Source organism: Photorhabdus sp. RM71S (assembly GCF_042879355.1).
In the GTDB taxonomy this organism is placed as follows: Bacteria; Pseudomonadota; Gammaproteobacteria; order Enterobacterales; family Enterobacteriaceae; genus Photorhabdus; species Photorhabdus kayaii.
In genome coordinates this window covers 37,597-53,894 of sequence record NZ_JBHFKV010000034.1, presented here as the reverse complement: position 1 = coordinate 53,894, position 16,298 = coordinate 37,597, and the positions used below count along the sequence as shown (strand labels likewise).

The 16,298-nt window shown below is 43.7% G+C and carries 15 protein-coding genes and 1 pseudogene; 4 read left to right on the top strand and 12 right to left on the bottom strand.

Translation table 11 applies throughout. From position 1 onward, the window contains the following. Positions 1 to 517 precede the first annotated feature (517 nt). Positions 518 to 1,582 (top strand): annotated as a pseudogene (locus ACGF5R_RS16755) (Abi family protein). 155 nt (positions 1,583 to 1,737) lie between these two features. On the opposite strand, the gene ACGF5R_RS16750 reads toward ACGF5R_RS16755, so the two are convergent. From ACGF5R_RS16750 to queA, 12 genes are all read right to left on the bottom strand, one after another. Further along, positions 1,738 to 2,010 carry a type II toxin-antitoxin system RelB/DinJ family antitoxin gene (locus ACGF5R_RS16750; protein WP_387691893.1) on the bottom strand — a complete coding sequence of 91 codons (273 nt, stop codon included), beginning with the start codon at positions 2,008 to 2,010 and terminating at the stop codon, positions 1,738 to 1,740. A gap of 336 nt (positions 2,011 to 2,346) precedes the next feature. Next, positions 2,347 to 2,838, bottom strand: a complete 492-nt coding sequence (gene pgpA / locus ACGF5R_RS16745; protein WP_112879364.1) for a phosphatidylglycerophosphatase A — start codon at positions 2,836 to 2,838, stop codon at positions 2,347 to 2,349. Then, positions 2,831 to 3,820, bottom strand: a complete 990-nt coding sequence (gene thiL, locus ACGF5R_RS16740; protein ID WP_262981184.1) for a thiamine-phosphate kinase — start codon at positions 3,818 to 3,820, stop codon at positions 2,831 to 2,833. The genes pgpA and thiL overlap by 8 nt, the downstream gene beginning before the upstream one ends. Positions 3,821 to 3,920: 100 nt before the next feature. Further along, positions 3,921 to 4,337 (bottom strand): transcription antitermination factor NusB, encoded by a 417-nt coding sequence (nusB, locus tag ACGF5R_RS16735; RefSeq protein ID WP_112879366.1) that lies wholly within the window; start codon positions 4,335 to 4,337, stop codon positions 3,921 to 3,923. A gap of 26 nt (positions 4,338 to 4,363) precedes the next feature. Continuing rightward, entirely contained in the window at positions 4,364 to 4,834 is a 471-nt protein-coding gene (gene ribE, locus ACGF5R_RS16730) for a 6,7-dimethyl-8-ribityllumazine synthase (RefSeq protein WP_112879367.1), read from the bottom strand. A 126-nt stretch (positions 4,835 to 4,960) separates the two neighbouring features. Beyond that, positions 4,961 to 6,070: a bifunctional diaminohydroxyphosphoribosylaminopyrimidine deaminase/5-amino-6-(5-phosphoribosylamino)uracil reductase RibD gene (gene ribD, locus ACGF5R_RS16725; protein ID WP_387691891.1), complete on the bottom strand. Its 1,110-nt coding sequence runs from the start codon at positions 6,068 to 6,070 to the stop codon at positions 4,961 to 4,963. Positions 6,071 to 6,074: 4 nt separating this feature from the next. Then, positions 6,075 to 6,524 (bottom strand): transcriptional regulator NrdR, encoded by a 450-nt coding sequence (gene nrdR / locus ACGF5R_RS16720; protein WP_036775072.1) that lies wholly within the window; start codon positions 6,522 to 6,524, stop codon positions 6,075 to 6,077. Positions 6,525 to 6,639: 115 nt separating this feature from the next. Beyond that, positions 6,640 to 7,608: a protein translocase subunit SecF gene (secF, locus tag ACGF5R_RS16715; RefSeq protein WP_112879368.1), complete on the bottom strand. Its 969-nt coding sequence runs from the start codon at positions 7,606 to 7,608 to the stop codon at positions 6,640 to 6,642. 10 nt (positions 7,609 to 7,618) lie between these two features. Further along, positions 7,619 to 9,466, bottom strand: a complete 1,848-nt coding sequence (secD, locus tag ACGF5R_RS16710) for a protein translocase subunit SecD (protein WP_387691889.1) — start codon at positions 9,464 to 9,466, stop codon at positions 7,619 to 7,621. Between the two features lie 27 nt (positions 9,467 to 9,493). Continuing rightward, positions 9,494 to 9,823 carry a preprotein translocase subunit YajC gene (gene yajC / locus ACGF5R_RS16705; RefSeq protein WP_011148038.1) on the bottom strand — a complete coding sequence of 110 codons (330 nt, stop codon included), beginning with the start codon at positions 9,821 to 9,823 and terminating at the stop codon, positions 9,494 to 9,496. A 91-nt stretch (positions 9,824 to 9,914) separates the two neighbouring features. Then, complete coding sequence (gene tgt, locus ACGF5R_RS16700) at positions 9,915 to 11,039, bottom strand: tRNA guanosine(34) transglycosylase Tgt (protein ID WP_112894588.1); 1,125 nt, start codon at positions 11,037 to 11,039, stop codon at positions 9,915 to 9,917. Positions 11,040 to 11,184: 145 nt separating this feature from the next. Further along, complete coding sequence (queA, locus tag ACGF5R_RS16695) at positions 11,185 to 12,252, bottom strand: tRNA preQ1(34) S-adenosylmethionine ribosyltransferase-isomerase QueA (protein ID WP_112879371.1); 1,068 nt, start codon at positions 12,250 to 12,252, stop codon at positions 11,185 to 11,187. Positions 12,253 to 12,356: 104 nt separating this feature from the next. On the opposite strand from queA, the gene ACGF5R_RS16690 reads away from it, so the two are divergent. From ACGF5R_RS16690 to ggt, 3 genes are all read left to right on the top strand, one after another. Next, positions 12,357 to 12,953 (top strand): ACP phosphodiesterase, encoded by a 597-nt coding sequence (locus ACGF5R_RS16690; protein ID WP_262981181.1) that lies wholly within the window; start codon positions 12,357 to 12,359, stop codon positions 12,951 to 12,953. A gap of 749 nt (positions 12,954 to 13,702) precedes the next feature. Beyond that, positions 13,703 to 14,305, top strand: coding sequence for a peroxiredoxin C (locus tag ACGF5R_RS16685; RefSeq protein ID WP_011148042.1), 603 nt, complete (start codon positions 13,703 to 13,705; stop codon positions 14,303 to 14,305). Between the two features lie 219 nt (positions 14,306 to 14,524). Continuing rightward, positions 14,525 to 16,285 carry a gamma-glutamyltransferase gene (gene ggt / locus ACGF5R_RS16680; protein ID WP_387691885.1) on the top strand — a complete coding sequence of 587 codons (1,761 nt, stop codon included), beginning with the start codon at positions 14,525 to 14,527 and terminating at the stop codon, positions 16,283 to 16,285. The last annotated feature ends 13 nt before the right edge of the window (positions 16,286 to 16,298 follow it).

Genomic DNA, 16,298 nt, shown 5'->3' with positions numbered 1-16,298 from the left:
AGGTAAATAGGTAAATAGGTAAATAGGTAAATAGGTAAATAGGTAAATAGGTAAATAGGTAAATAGGTAAATAGGTAAATAGGTAAATAGGTAAATAGGTAAATAGGTAAATAGGTAAAATAAACACTTTAATTCTGTGAGTAAATATATTTACACAACAAAAACAGAGCCTGTAAAAAAACAGATTATCAATTAGCTAAAATGTATTTTATAAAACAATATAGCACGCAATCACATTATAAAGAACTCCAATACGGTACATAGGTTAGTGCTACAATATAAAACTTCTCCTCAATACTTCTTTCATCCCTCTGAAATATAGTAGGGATGACTACAGATAAATACAAGAAATTGACAAACATTGATAGGTAAAATCGATAAATACACCATTGTTTTTATCTCTTAATTAGTATAGATTAGCTACAACTGAGCCCGGCCCCTTGGCTTAAATCTTACTTAATGAGATGATTGTTATGGCTGGGCCTTCCTATATTCGAATTATGAGAATTGCAACACCATGACTGAACCAGTCAAAGTTCATAAATAATATGACAAACTAGTCGATCTATTACAATTTCGAGGTATGAATATTACTGATCGTAACCATGCTATTAGAAAAATAGCTCAAGTTGGCTATTATCGATTGTCAGGATTTTGGTATCCATGCAGAATTCCTCGTAATACTACTGATAATATCTCTATTCGCACAGATAATTTTCGCCCCGGAGTAAGATTTGAGGCAATTTATGATCTTTATCTATTCGACAAACGGTTAAGGCTTCAAATAATAGATGCTTTAGAGCGCATAGAAGTTTTTGTCCGTTCAGTTATTGCTCATTAGATAGGCAAATATAGCCCTCTTGCCTATTTTGATGATTCATTTATCAACCCAAAACATCTAAATAACTTTCCAAAATGGTGCTACACCTTATCTACTAACAACCCTATGCATAACAATGGGTTGAAGGAAACCACGTGTAGCGTAATTATGAAACCTTATTTAGTACTACGTAAAAATGGTAGAAATAGCACAAGAAATGAATGGCTAGAAAAACATTCAAAAGAGATATCAAAAAGCCGAGAGGATTTTATCAAATGGCATGAAAGACGATATAAAGGAATACCATTTTGGGTAGTTATTGAAATTTGGGACTTTGGTCTAATGTCGAAATATTACGCTATGCTTAAAGATAAATACAGGAATGATATTCTTGCTAGGTTAGGTATTCCCCCAGGAAATGGCCCAATATTACAGAACTGGCTAAGTGCAATGAATGTACTTAGGAATCGATGCGCACATCACTCCCGGATTTGGAATAAAGTTAACGAACCAAAACTAAAGCCACTACCAAATCATCCTTTTTTTAATAACTTAGGATTAACTGATGATTCCTATGAAAGAATGTGCGGCATGATTGCTATATTATGGTTCTTGATTAAAGAGATCGGCCCAAGTTCAAAATGGATATCCACTGTAGCAGATTTAATAGATAGCAAGCCAGAACTACCCGGATGCAATTTAACAGCAATGGGGCTACCTAATAATGATGGATTCCCCCGAGCATTATTTGATATAGAGTGATCAACCAACCAGAATAGAACTGATGATGGTGGATTACTTATTTACAATGATTCTACTGATAACAAGAACATTAGTAATAAGAAAAAAGATCTTATTCAGATCTTTCTCCCGTCAATATTTCGGTAGAAATTTTAAGTTTCGGCTGGCTAGCACGCTTACTTGCCGCAGTCTTTTTCGATGTCGTGAATTAAATCATCCACATCGTTAAAACGCGCACTCATTGAGCTTCTCGCCTCATTCATAGCCTCAACAGTAACTCTGTTAGGGATTTTCTTGATCTCGAAAGGTAGCGCCTTTTCTTCGGCCACCATCGTTACAGCAATGCGTAAAAAGTCAGACATTTTAATCCCAATATCGGCTAAAACGTCGATTGCCTCTTGCTTAATTGCAGGGTCTATACGTGTGCGAACATAAGTTTCAGTGCCCATTTAATACCTCGTACATGCTGACTTTTGTAGTACTATCGTGGTCTTAATTTTGATATTAGGCAATCTTAGCCTAAAGAAGAAAATGCTGAGATATAAAGCAAAAATGAGTCATCCTTTAAGGGACAATATACAGTCTGTCCACTGACCAATCATATTCTGCACCATACTGTGCTGACATCCGATAGAATCCAGAGTTGAGATATTGCCTTTCAATGACAATCTGTTCAGGAGTTCGGAAATTGCAGTGATTTCATTAGACCTTCCATCTACAACAATACTGCTCAAGACTAAACTCAGCGCCAATCTCAATAGGCTTAACAATCAATACACCACACCTCAAAAAGTCAAAATCTGATAAAACGCCAATAACCAAACAATCACGAAAGAAAATACAGCAGCGATAATATCATCTAACATGATGCCTAATCCGCCATGAACATAGCGATCAAACCAGCGAATTGGCCACGGTTTCCACATATCGAGAATACGAAACACCATAAAACCGGCCAAAACCCACTGCCAGTTAACCACAGGAATTGCCATCAATGTGATCCACATACCGATAAATTCATCCCAGACAATACTACCGTGGTCATGAACTTTCATATCATCAGAAGTACGCTGACAAATCATTATGCCGAAAAACATCCCGACAATAATAACCAACCAGCAAATCCATTCCGGAAACTGGATCAGTAATAACCAGAATGGAATAGCCGCCGCCGATCCCATTGTTCCCGGCACAACCGGCGACAGCCCACTACCAAAACCTGTCGCTAATAGATGCCAGGGATTACTCATCCGTAAACGACGCTTTGCCTTATCCATGTGCTTCCTCGGTAATAAAGTGATCGAACCCTTTTAGATCTAATTTAATCTCTTTATTATTGCTGTAATAACGAACTCCCTCCGATTCCGCCATAATCTGTCCAACACAGCTAAAACCAGCACCAGTATGCGCTAACGCAATTTCCAACGCACCACGATTCCTCTCCGGGACGGTAAAACACAACTCATAGTCCTCCCCACCACTCAAAGCCCACATCAAAGCTTGTTGCGGTTCAACGTACTGTTTCATTGCATCAGAGTAAGGAAGCGCATCCAGATTTATTCTGGCTCCACATCGGCTGGCTTTCAGAATGTGACCTAAATCGGAAATCAAACCATCAGACAAATCGATAGCTGATGTTGCCAAGCCACGTAGTGCTTGCCCTTGTAAAATACGAGGTTGCGGCCTGAGATGACGCTGAACCAACCAGTTGTGGGATATCGGATCAGAAATTTGTAGACGGTTTTGTAACAGAGCCAAACCCGCCGCACTATCACCCAACGATCCACTCACATAAATCCAATCACCATTTTTTGCGCTAGTACGCCGTAACGCCCTGCCTGCGGGAACCAAACCATGAATCGTCAACGTCAGACTCATCGGACCGCGGGTAGTGTCACCACCAATAAGCTGCATACCATAATAACGCAACTGTTCAAACAGACTATCACTGAAACCACCCAGCCAGCGTTCATCCACTTCCGGTAATGTTAACGCCAATGAAAGCCAAGCAGGATCAGCGCCGACTGCGGCCAGATCACTCAGATTCACAGCAAGAGATTTGTAAGCTAAATCTTCAGGGGAAATATCAGGTAAAAAATGTACGCCTGAAACCAAGGTATCCGTACTAACCGCCAATTGTTGTTTATCGGCTAGTGTCATCAGTGCACAATCATCACCAATACCTAGATTTACATCACGCCGGCTAATCTCCCGACGATCAAAATAACGCGCAATGAGGTCAAATTCGCCACATGCCATAATAGAATCCCAAAAAGTTACTGATGATCATGAACATAAGGCCGGTATCCCGGCCTTACAAATCATCGTCTACGGTGGGAAAAACCCGACAAGCAGTAGCTTATCTTTTTCTGCGTACTGCCGGGCCAGATTTATCCAGTACCCCGTTTACGAACTTATGGCTATCTTCAGCACCGAAGACTTTTGCCAATTCGATAGCTTCGTTAATAGCCACTTTATAAGGGACATCATCACGATAACTTAGTTCAAACATAGCAACACGCAAAATGGCTTTTTCTACCTGACCTAACTCTTCGAGCTGACGGGAAAGATAAGGGGCCATCAAAGCATCCAGCTTAGCCGCATTTACAGCTACTCCTGACAGCAATTCACGAAAATAGGTTACGTCAACACCAGTGACGTCCTGCTCCGACAGAAACTGTAATTCAACATCAGCAATGCTATTGCCAGATAATTGCCATGAATATATAGCCTGAACAGCGCACTCACGAGCACGACGACGAGCAGCAGGTTTCACAAGATTCCCCTTAATTAAAACTAAAATCAGCCTTTAATGGCATTAATTACATTGACCATTTCCAGTGCGGTTAATGCAGCTTCTGCACCTTTATTACCCGCTTTGGTTCCAGCGCGCTCAATCGCCTGTTCAATGCTTTCTGTGGTCAGAACACCAAACGCTACTGGAATTTCACTAGTCATCGCTACACTAGACAGACCAGAACTGCATTCACCAGCAACGTATTCAAAATGAGCGGTACCACCACGGATAACTGTACCTAGCGCGACAACAGCGTCATATTTTTGAGTTTCGACCAATGTCTTCACTGCCAATGGCAACTCGTAAGCACCAGGAACCCAGACAACAGTGATATTCTCTGAGGCAACCTGACCGATACGCTCAAGCGCATCCACCGCTCCGCCTAACAGACTGTCATTAATGAAGTTGTTAAAACGTGCAATGGCAATCGCCACACGAGCTTGTGGAGCTGCAACACCACCTTTGATTACGTTCATAGCCTTCCTTCCATCTGTTCATATCCGCAGGGGGGCGGATTCTATCATATTCTTTCGTTAGCTGCGCCTGCCGATTTAGCAACAGAGCATAAAAACAGGCAAACCAACCCACACTCACATATTCAGTCAGTATACAGGCCGCAGACGCAGACGAAGATCAGACCCCACCTGCTGTACATCAAAAATGTCAAATTCCGGCGCCTCTGCCAGATTTTTGAGTTCAGGAATAGTGAACAAACCACAAGCTGTATCACCTAGCACTTTTGGCGCAACATAAAGAACCAATTCATCCACCAACCCTAAAGTTAGCAATGCCCCCGCCAGCAATGCCCCACACTCAGTCCAGACTGTGTTGATCTGACGCTTACCCAACTGCATCATCAATGACACCAAATCTACCCCAATACCATGAGCAGGTAACAGTATCTGTTCTACATTTTCAGATAAGTCATGTTCATCTGCTTTAGTGCGAGCCAGCCAACAATAACCAGGCTGCTGTATGACCTGATGCTGAGGGCCAACACGATTCTGACTGTCAACAATAACACGTACCGGTTGACAAAGATTTTCCTCGGGATAAACCGCCTGGGTTTCTGCGTCCAATTCACGCCAACGAACTGTCAAGTGAGGATCATCAGCTAAAACCGTGCTACTGGAACTCAGAATCGCGCTACATTGAGCACGGAATTTTTGTACATCATCGCGAGCTTGAGGTGATGTAATCCATTTACTTTCGCCAGAAGCTAATGCCGTTCGGCCATCAAGAGAAGAAGCCATCTTCAACTGAATATATGGAAACCCGGTACGCATCCGCTTCAAAAACCCCCGGTTGAGAGATTCAGCTTCTTCCATCATCAGTCCATGTTCTACTGCAATACCAGCCTGTTGCAGCTTATAAAGCCCCCTTCCTGCTACCTGTGGATTGGGATCCTGCATCGCCGCAACCACACGGCTAACGCCAGCCGCAATCAACGCATCGGCACAAGGCGGTGTTTTACCGTGATGGCTGCATGGTTCAAGCGTGACATAAACAGTTGCGCCTTTAGCTTTATCTCCGGCTATCCGTAAAGCGTGAGCCTCCGCATGTGGCTCACCAGAACGTAAATGAAAACCTTCCCCAACAATTTGTCCATCACGCACAATTACACAACCAACGTTAGGATTAGGTGGCGTGGTAAAGCGCCCTTGACGCGCCAATTCCAAAGCGCGCGCCATATATTTTTTATCGTTATTCACTGGCTCAACCTTGTAATTTAGCAATCTCTTCGCCAAATTCACGAATATCTTCAAAGCTGCGATAGACAGAAGCAAAACGGATATAGGCGACTTTATCCAACTTCTTCAATTCATCCATGACCAGATTACCAATCATTTTGGATGGAACTTCCCGCTCACCGGTAGCACGTAACTGAGATTTAATATAGCTAATCGCCATTTCTACATCATCAGAACTGACCGGGCGCTTTTCCAGTGCTTTTTGCATACCACGGCGCAATTTTTCTTCATCGAACGGCTCTCGGATATCGTCACTTTTTATTACTCTAGGCATAACCAGCTCAGCCATTTCAAAAGTGGTGAATCGTTCATGACACTCAAGACACTGGCGCCGCCGGCGCACCTGCGAGCCATCCCCGACCAAACGAGAGTCAATCACTTTGGTATCAACAGCAGCACAAAATGGGCAATGCATATCGTTTCCTGATGGTTAATCCGAACTAAATTTACAGTTTATCCTTAATCTGAATAAAAAACACCCTGTCAGCCGGATACTCACAGGGTGTTTGAACAGCATCAAGGCAGAATAATTAAGGCAATAAAGATGGCTGATCAGCCCCTTCCTTCTCAACCTTTTGCTGGATCATGTGTTCACGCTTCATACCCAGTTTCAACGCTAAAGCGGAAGCAACATAGATAGAAGATACCGTACCGATAGAAACACCAATTAACATCGCTAGTGAGAAGCCCTTCAACATCGCGCCACCGAAAATATACAACATCAGCACCACCAGTAAAGTTGTTGCCGATGTCATGATTGTACGGCTCAATGTTTGCGTCAGAGAGACGTTCATAATTTCATACGACGTACCACGACGGATCTTACGGAAATTCTCACGGATACGGTCAGAAACCACGATACTGTCATTCAATGAGTAACCAATAACCGACATCAGCGATGCCACAATGGTCAGATCAATCTCGATATGGAACAATGACAGAACCCCTAGCGTGATGATGACATCATGGGCAAGCGCAAGAACCGCACCCAATGCTAAACGCCATTCAAAACGGAATCCAACATAAATCAAGATACAGATAAGCGCCGCCAGCAACGCCATTGCACCATCTTGGGCGAGCTCAGCCCCGACACTCGGCCCAACAATTTCAATACGATTGACACTCGCATCTTTATCAATGGTGTCATTAATGACTTTAATAACCTTTTTACCCAGCTCCTCATTAGCCGCACCCGTAACTGGTGGCATACGCACCATTACATCACGGCTACTACCGAAATTTTGCAACAGAGGATCTTCAAAACCCGCTTTTGCCAGGTTATCACGCATCTTATCCAAATCAGCAGATTGACTGAGTTTGATTTCGATTACCGTACCACCGGTAAAATCGAGTCCCCAGTTAAACCCGCGGGTTGCCATCACAAAAACAGAAGCTACCAACAGTAGCAACGAAATTCCGAAAGCAACGTTGTCCCAGCGCATAAAGTCATAGACTCTGCGACCGTAGTTCAATTGTTCAACAGTATAATCCTGTGCCACAACGTGCTCCTTAAATTGACAGCTTCTTAATACGCTTACCGCCGTATAGCAGGTTGACGATCCCTCTAGTACCTACAATAGCGGTGAACATAGAAGTCGCGACACCAATTGACGTTGTTATCGCAAAGCCCTTAATTGACCCGGTACCAACAGCATAAAGAATGACCGCGGTAATCAACGTGGTCAAATTAGCATCAATAATACTGGAGAAAGCCCCTTTATAACCTTCATGTATCGCTTGTTGTACTGTCCGGCCATTACTCAACTCTTCTTTAATACGTTCGTTGATCAGCACGTTCGCATCAACCGCCACAGCCAGCGTTAGCACAATACCCGCGATCCCCGGCATGGTTAACGTCGCCCCTGGTAACAGAGACATGATACCAACAATCAGCACCAGGTTAGCCAACAACGCACTGCTCGCAATCACACCGAATTTGCGATAGTAAATCACCATAAACAGAATTGATGCAATTAAGCCCCACAGACAAGCTTCTAAGCCTTGTTCTATGTTTTGCAGACCAAGGGTTGGCCCAATGGTACGCTCTTCTACAATCTGAATCGGCGCAATCAGAGCACCCGCACGCAACAATAAGGATAACTGACGCGCTTCGGTTGCGTTGGAAAGACCCGTGATACGGAAATTGTTCCCCAGACGAGTCTGAATATTAGCAATGTTAATCACTTCTTCATGTTTAACTAACACCGCCCGACCATTAGCATCTTTCTTACCGCTGTCTTTATATTCCACAAACAATGTCGCCATTGGCTTACCAACATTGTCCTTGGTGAAATTAGACATCGCGGAGCCACCAGCACTGTCCAGTGAAATACTCACCTCTGGACTACCGTATTCATCGGTACCAGGGGTTGAATCTGTAATATGATCACCGGTCAGAATAACACGCTTATATAACACAACCGGATTACCATCACGGGTGCTCTTCACCTCAGAATCACCTGGCACACGGCCTGATGTAGCTGCGGTAGAGTCAATACCGGTATTGACCAGACGGAATTCCAACGTCGCTGTCGCACCAAGAATCTCTTTTGCACGAGCAGTATCCTGAATACCCGGTAATTCAACCACGATACGGTCAGCGCCCTGACGCTGAACCAATGGTTCAGCCACACCCAGTTGATTAACACGATTACGTAGAATGGTAATGTTCTGCTGCACCGCATAAGATCGGGCTTCGCGCTGACGTTCATCACTCATCACCGCTTTCAGAGTATTATTGCTTCCAATACTGAAAACTAAATCACGGTGGCGGCCAGTAAGATAGTTTTCCGCCTCAGACCGCGCTTTTTCATCACGGAAGCGGATTTCTACACCGTAATTATCAATTTTACGGGCAGTGGAATAAGGAATGCCTTTTTCACGCAAATCAGTGCGCAGGCCATCAGTATTCTGCTCTTGCAGTTTGCCTAATGCGGTTTCCATATCCACTTCCATCAGGAAGTGCACCCCACCTCGCAGATCAAGGCCTAGTTTCATTGGTTCGGCACCAACCTTACTTAACCAAGTTGGTGTTGCTGGTGCCAGGTTCAATGCCACCACGTACTGATCGCCTAATGTGGACATCAATACTTCACGGGCACGAAGCTGAATATCGGAATTATTGAAACGAGCAAGAATCGCACCATTTTCCAGCGCAATAGATTTACTCGCGATTTGATTTTTTTCTAAAACATTATGGACTTGGACCAGCGTTTGCTCACTGGCGGCAATGCCTCGCGCGCCAGTGATTTGTACAGCCGGATCCTCACCATAAAGGTTGGGAAGTGCATAAAGCAAACCGATGAGGATCGCAGCGATCAGCATCAGATACTTCCACAAAGGATAACGGTTTAGCACGGCAGTTCCCTTCGGGAAAATCAGAAATTACAGAGCCTTCATTGTACCTTTCGGTAAAACGGCAGCGACGAAATCACGTTTAATGGTTACTTCAGTAGTGTCATTCAGTGCTACAACGATATAACCCGTGTCAGAAACTTTAGTGACACGACCAATCAAACCACCATTGGTCATCACCTCATCACCTTTGGAAATAGAATCCATCAGCTTTCTGTGTTCTTTAGTACGTTTCTGTTGTGGACGCAGGATCATGAAATAGAAGATCAAGCCGAAAACAACCAGCATGATGATCAAAGAATATGGGCTTCCCTGAGCCGGTGCGCCAGCAGATGCTGCTGCTTCAGAAATAATACTCATTAAACTTCCCTCATTGTTATCAAATTCAATAGTAATCAAAAACCAGCCGCAATATGCTATACACACTGAAACCAGTCAATCACTACTTAAGTCAAATACTTAATGCCGGAACGGGTTTACCAATCCGTTGATAAAAATCTTCAACAAACTGTTCAAGATTACCTTCCTCGATGGCTTGACGGATCTTAGCCATCAGGCGCTGATAATACCGCAAATTATGGATAGTATTCAGCCTTGCACCGAGAATTTCGTTACAACGGTCAAGATGATGCAAATATGCCCGACTATAATTTCGGCAAGTATAACAGTCACACTGCTCATCCAGTGGAGAAGTATCCTCTTTATGTTTGGCATTACGGATTTTAATCACACCATCGGTCACAAAAAGATGACCATTACGGGCATTACGGGTTGGCATCACACAATCGAACATATCAATGCCGCGACGAACCCCCTCCACCAAATCCTCTGGTTTTCCTACCCCCATCAGATAACGCGGTTTGTCTTGCGGGATTTGCGGACAGACATGTTCAAGAATGCGGTGCATATCCTCTTTAGGCTCCCCTACCGCCAGACCACCTACAGCGTATCCATCAAAACCAATCTCTACCAGACCTTTTACTGAGATGTCACGTAAATCTTCATAAATGCTTCCCTGAATAATACCAAACAAAGCGTTTTTATTCTGTAGCTCATCAAAACGCTTGCGACTACGGGCAGCCCAACGTAAGGACATCTCCATCGAACGTTTCGCATAATCCCAATCAGCAGGATATGGCGTACATTCATCAAAAATCATGACAATATCAGAACCCAAGTCATACTGGATTTCCATCGATTTTTCTGGGCTGAGGAAAACCGGCGTACCATTAATTGGGTTACGGAAATGTACCCCTTCCTCTTTGATTTTACGCATTGCGCCAAGGCTGAATACCTGAAAACCGCCTGAATCCGTCAAGATTGGACCATGCCACTGCATAAATCCATGCAAATCACCATGAAGCTTCATGATTTCCTGCCCTGGGCGTAGCCACAGATGGAAAGTATTGCCAAGCAGGATCTGCGCACCGGTTTCTTTCACTTCTTCCGGTGTCATTCCTTTTACTGTGCCATAAGTCCCAACTGGCATAAATGCTGGCGTTTCTACCACGCCACGCTCAAAAATCAGACGACCACGACGGGCTTGACCGTCGGTAGTTTGTAATTCAAATTTCACTTAACCTCCAAGCATCAGATAAACAGTCCGATGCTGTTGTTTAAAACCAGACAAAGTTGAAATTTACCGTTGAGCTGAGATATTCACATAACCCTATTTTCAACAAATTCAACAATATATTCCAGTCAATGCCATAATTATTACATTAAGAAATCTTTTCCTTGCAAGCGAAGGGATTACGACGAATAAACATAGCATCACCATAACTAAAGAAACGATATTTTTCTGCAACTGCCTCTTTATAAGCATTCATCGTATTTTTATAACCCGCAAACGCAGAAACCAGCATAATAAGTGTCGATTCCGGTAAATGGAAATTAGTAATCAACGCGTCCACAACCTGATATTCAAAACCCGGATAGATAAAAATTTGCGTGTCATTAAAAAATGGCGCAATTAACCCATCCTGACAGGCTTTTGCGGCACTTTCCAGCGATCGAACTGACGTTGTGCCAACGGCAACAACTTTATTACCTCGCGCCTTACATGCCAGCACAGCATCAACCACATCCTGGGGCACTTCTGCATACTCAGCATGCATAATATGGTCTTCAATGGTCTCCACCCGCACAGGCTGGAAAGTACCGGCGCCAACATGCAATGTCACAAAAACCATTTCCACGCCCTTTTTACGCAGCGCTTCCAATAATGGCTCATCAAAATGAAGACCGGCCGTTGGTGCAGCTACCGCCCCGGGCCGTTCGCTGTATACAGTTTGGTACAACTCACGGTCTGCCTCTTCATCAGGACGATTAATATAAGGCGGCAAAGGCATATGACCTATGTCATCCAAAATGGACAACACATCACGTTCATCATCAAAACGTATTTCGAACAAGGTATCATGGCGGGCCAACATGGTTGCTTTAAGACTTTCATTGTCACCCAATAACAATTCAGTCCCCACTTTTGGCGCTTTGGAAGCACGCACATGTGCAAGTACCCGCTTATCATCCAGCACCCTTTCAACCAGCACTTCCAACTTACCGCCCGTGGCTTTTCGGCCGAAAATACGCGCAGGTATGACGCGGGTATTATTGAAAACCAGCAAATCTCCGGCATTCAGCTTATCGAGAACATCCGTAAAAATACCATGCGTTAATTTCCCCGTTTCACCATCAAGCGAGAGCAAACGGCAGCCACTGCGTTGCGGTTGAGGGTAATGAGCAATCATTTCGTCGGGAAGTTCAAAAGTAAAATCGGAGACACGCATTATATTTAATCATTCAGAAAAACAGGCGGACTAGTCTAGTGCCGCGGCCCTAAGGGTGCAACAAATAAGCACATAACTTCGCGGATTTATATTATAATCACCAAATGAATTTTCTCGCTCACCTTCATTTAGCTACTCTGGCTGACAGCTCCCTACTAGGAAATCTGATGGCAGATTTTGTGCGCGGTAATCCAGAGGGACAATACAGCGCTGATGTGGTTGCAGGTATTCGTATGCATCGGCGTGTTGATGTATTAACAGATACCCATCCATTGGTTATTCAAGCCCGTCACTTATTCAGCGCTCCATATCGACGGGTTGCGCCGATCACTTTAGATATTATCTGGGATCACTTCCTCTCCTTGAATTGGGATAAACTGGTTCCCACCTACTCATTACCGGCATTTATTCACCATGCTCGCAACCAGATTGAACCTCATCTTTATTACACTCCCGAAAAATTTCAGGAACTGAATGAATTTTTATGGCCGCAAAACTGGCTGATCCGCTATGCAGATCTTGCATTTATTGCAGATGTATTAACAGGTATGGCTCGAAGACATCCCAGATTATCAGCTTTATCTGGATCATTTCAGGATATAGAACAACATTACGCTGACTTTGAAGCACTATTCTGGCAATTTTATCCTTATATGATGGAAAAAGCGGAAAATAAGGATTTTTATTGTTCGCCTCAATAAGCGTTATTATTACAACTATGCTTGTGAATAAATCGTAAATGCGGATAGAAAGAAATCATTCAGGCAATACGGCACTTTCGCATGTTTAATGATTTTTTCATCCTTGATATCCGGTGGTACAGTCAGAATTCCTTTTTCCCAGCGTGCCAGCCATTTGGCTGGAATAAGATGAATAGTAGGAAATTATTTTTTAACGCTAGCTTTCATTCGGAAAGATCTTCATCAGGGGGACCCAGGCGATCCAATTCGGCCAGAATCAACGGAATTTGAGCTTCTAAGTCGGCGGGTTTTATCTTTACTCCACCAAATAAGCGGCTCACGGCGTTTATAGTCCACCTTACTGACCGCCTCTTTGCCGTTTAATAAAAATTTCACCATAAAGGCTACTGCCAGCGCTTTATCATTGCCACTTCTTAAAAAAGTAAAAGAATAACTGCTGACACTAGTGACTGCTCCCCGCCGTAAAAAACGGCGAGGCTTCCCACTTCTCAGGCCGCAACCGTCTTTATGACGGATTTACGGAGGTTCTTGCTAAGGATGTCATAGATACACCGCGGCTACTCTCAATTATTCAAAAAAGTTCATACAACCAAAATCCTCTATCTTATTAAGGTAAAGAAAATAAAAATAAAGTATTAATAGGTAAAATCTATTGCAAAGATTAGTATTTTATCCTTTATTGGTGTACGCTAATTCTTTATTCTATATCCAATTTTTACATAAACCTCGTAAAACTACAGGAGTAACTCATGGTTCTGGTAACTCGTCAAGCCCCTGACTTTACAGCAGCAGCAGTCCTCGGCAACGGCGAAATAGTTGGGAATTTCAACCTGAAAAAACACCTGAACGGTAAACCTGCCGTTATCTTTTTCTGGCCGATGGACTTTACTTTCGTATGCCCTTCTGAGCTGATCGCATTTGACCACCGCTACGAAGAGTTCAAAAAGCGCGGTGTTGAAGTTATAGGTGTTTCTTTTGATTCTGAATTCGTCCACAACGCATGGCGTAAAACTCCTGTCGATCAAGGTGGTATTGGCGAAGTTAAATATGCAATGGTTGCTGATACTAAACGCGAGATTCAAAAATCCTACGGCATTGAGCACCCAGAAGCGGGTGTCGCTCTGCGCGGCTCTTTCCTGATCGACAAAAACGGCGTAGTTCGTCATCAAGTCGTTAACGATCTGCCTCTGGGCCGTAACATTGACGAAATGCTGCGTATGGTTGACGCACTGCAATTCCATGAAGAGCACGGCGATGTCTGCCCTGCACAATGGGAAAAAGGTAAAGAGGGCATGAGCGCTTCTCCAGATGGCGTAGCTAAATACCTATCTCAAAACGCTGCTAAACTATAACCTTAGATATTACCCATAATTAGGCCAGCCGATTATTCCGGCTGGTTTTTTTTCACTGAAATTCCTCGTTTTGCCACCTTGCGCACAAAAACCCCCTATTCCCGATAACTATCACCACTTACAATTAAATTTACAATTGTTTAACATTAAAATCCGTGTAAATAAAACAAGTCATTACACCGACAAAAATAACCTCGCCAAAAGACAGGAGCTTACAATATGTTGAAAACATGGAAAACACCGCTGGCAATAATATCCCTGCTCGTCTCGTCCCACCTTTATGCCGCTTCGGAACCGGCTGTTGAAGCCAAAAATGGTATGGTCGTTTCAGCCCAACATCTTGCTTCACAAATTGGTGTGGATATCCTCAAAATGGGTGGAAATGCGGTTGATGCAGCGGTTGCTGTTGGCTATGCCCAAGCCGTTGTCAATCCATGTTGTGGCAATATCGGTGGTGGTGGCTTTATGACAATTCATTTAGCCGATGGTACCGATACTTTTATTAACTTCCGCGAAACCGCGCCAAGTGCAGCAAGTGCCGATATGTATCTGGATAAAGAAGGTAATGTTATTAAAGGAGCCAGTTTATATGGCTACCGAGCGGCCGGTGTGCCCGGAACCGTGATGGGGTTAGACAGCACCCTAAAAAAATATGGCAAATTGAGCCGTGAACAAGTCATGGCACCTGCAATTAAGCTGGCACGAGAAGGCTTTATACTGACCCGTGCAGATACCGATATTCTGGACACCACAATCAAGCGTTTCCGCAAAGATCCAGAAGCAGCTCGTATCTTCCTACGCAAAGATGGCTCTCCTTATCAACCGGGAGATAGATTAATACAAACCGATCTGGCAAATACGTTAGAGTTAATTGCTAAAAAAGGGCAAGAAGCTTTTCATCACGGAAATATTCCTAAACTGGTCGCCGAAGCCGCTAAAAAATCCGGCGGCATTATTACCGAAGCCGATTTTGCCAATTATAAAATTTCAGAAACAACCCCCGTCACCTGTCACTATCGCGGTTATAAATTTATCTCTTCCCCGCCACCGAGTTCAGGCGGAGTAACCATGTGTGAAATTCTGAATATTTTGGAAGGTTATAACCTCAAAGAAATGGGATTCAACTCGGCTAATTATATTCACACATTGACAGAAGCCATGCGCCATGCCTACATGGACAGAAATACTTACCTTGGTGATCCAGAATTTATTAAAAATCCAATCGATCGCTTACTGAGTAAACACTATGCTGAATCTTTACGTAAAAAAATAGAACCAGGTAAAGCAACATTATCGGAGAATGTTCAGCCGGGTATTGGACCCCACGAGAAACCAGAAACCACACACTACTCCATTGTCGACAAAGAAGGTAATGCAGTTTCAACTACCTATACTATCAATGGACTTTTTGGTGCTGTCGTCATCGCCCCCGGAACAGGTTTCTTCCTCAATGATGAGATGGATGATTTCACCACTAAAATTGGTGAAAAGAATCTTTATGGTCTCGTTCAAGGTGCGACTAACTCTATTGCCCCCGGTAAGCGCCCATTATCCTCAATGAGCCCGACACTTGTCACAAAAGACAATAAGACATTCCTTGTTCTGGGCTCACCCGGCGGCTCCCGTATTATCTCTATTACCCTGCAAACCGCCTTAAACATTATTGATCACGGTATGTCTCCTCAAGAAGCGGTCAATAGCCCCCGTATTCATCACCAATGGTTACCCGATGAAGTTTATTATGAACAACGTGGTATTTCTAAAGACTCGTTGAATTTGCTAGAAAAAATGGGATATAAAATGGTGGAGCAGATACCATGGGGCGCTGCTGAAGTGATTATGGTTGGTTTACCTAAAACCGCTGACGCTGCTGCTAATTCTTCCGGCAATGATGCAGCCGTATCTGGTCAAGTGCGTGAAAACCATTTTTATGGCGCCAATGATGTCCGACGCCCGGCCGGTGCAGCCATTGGTTACTAATGACCAACAACTA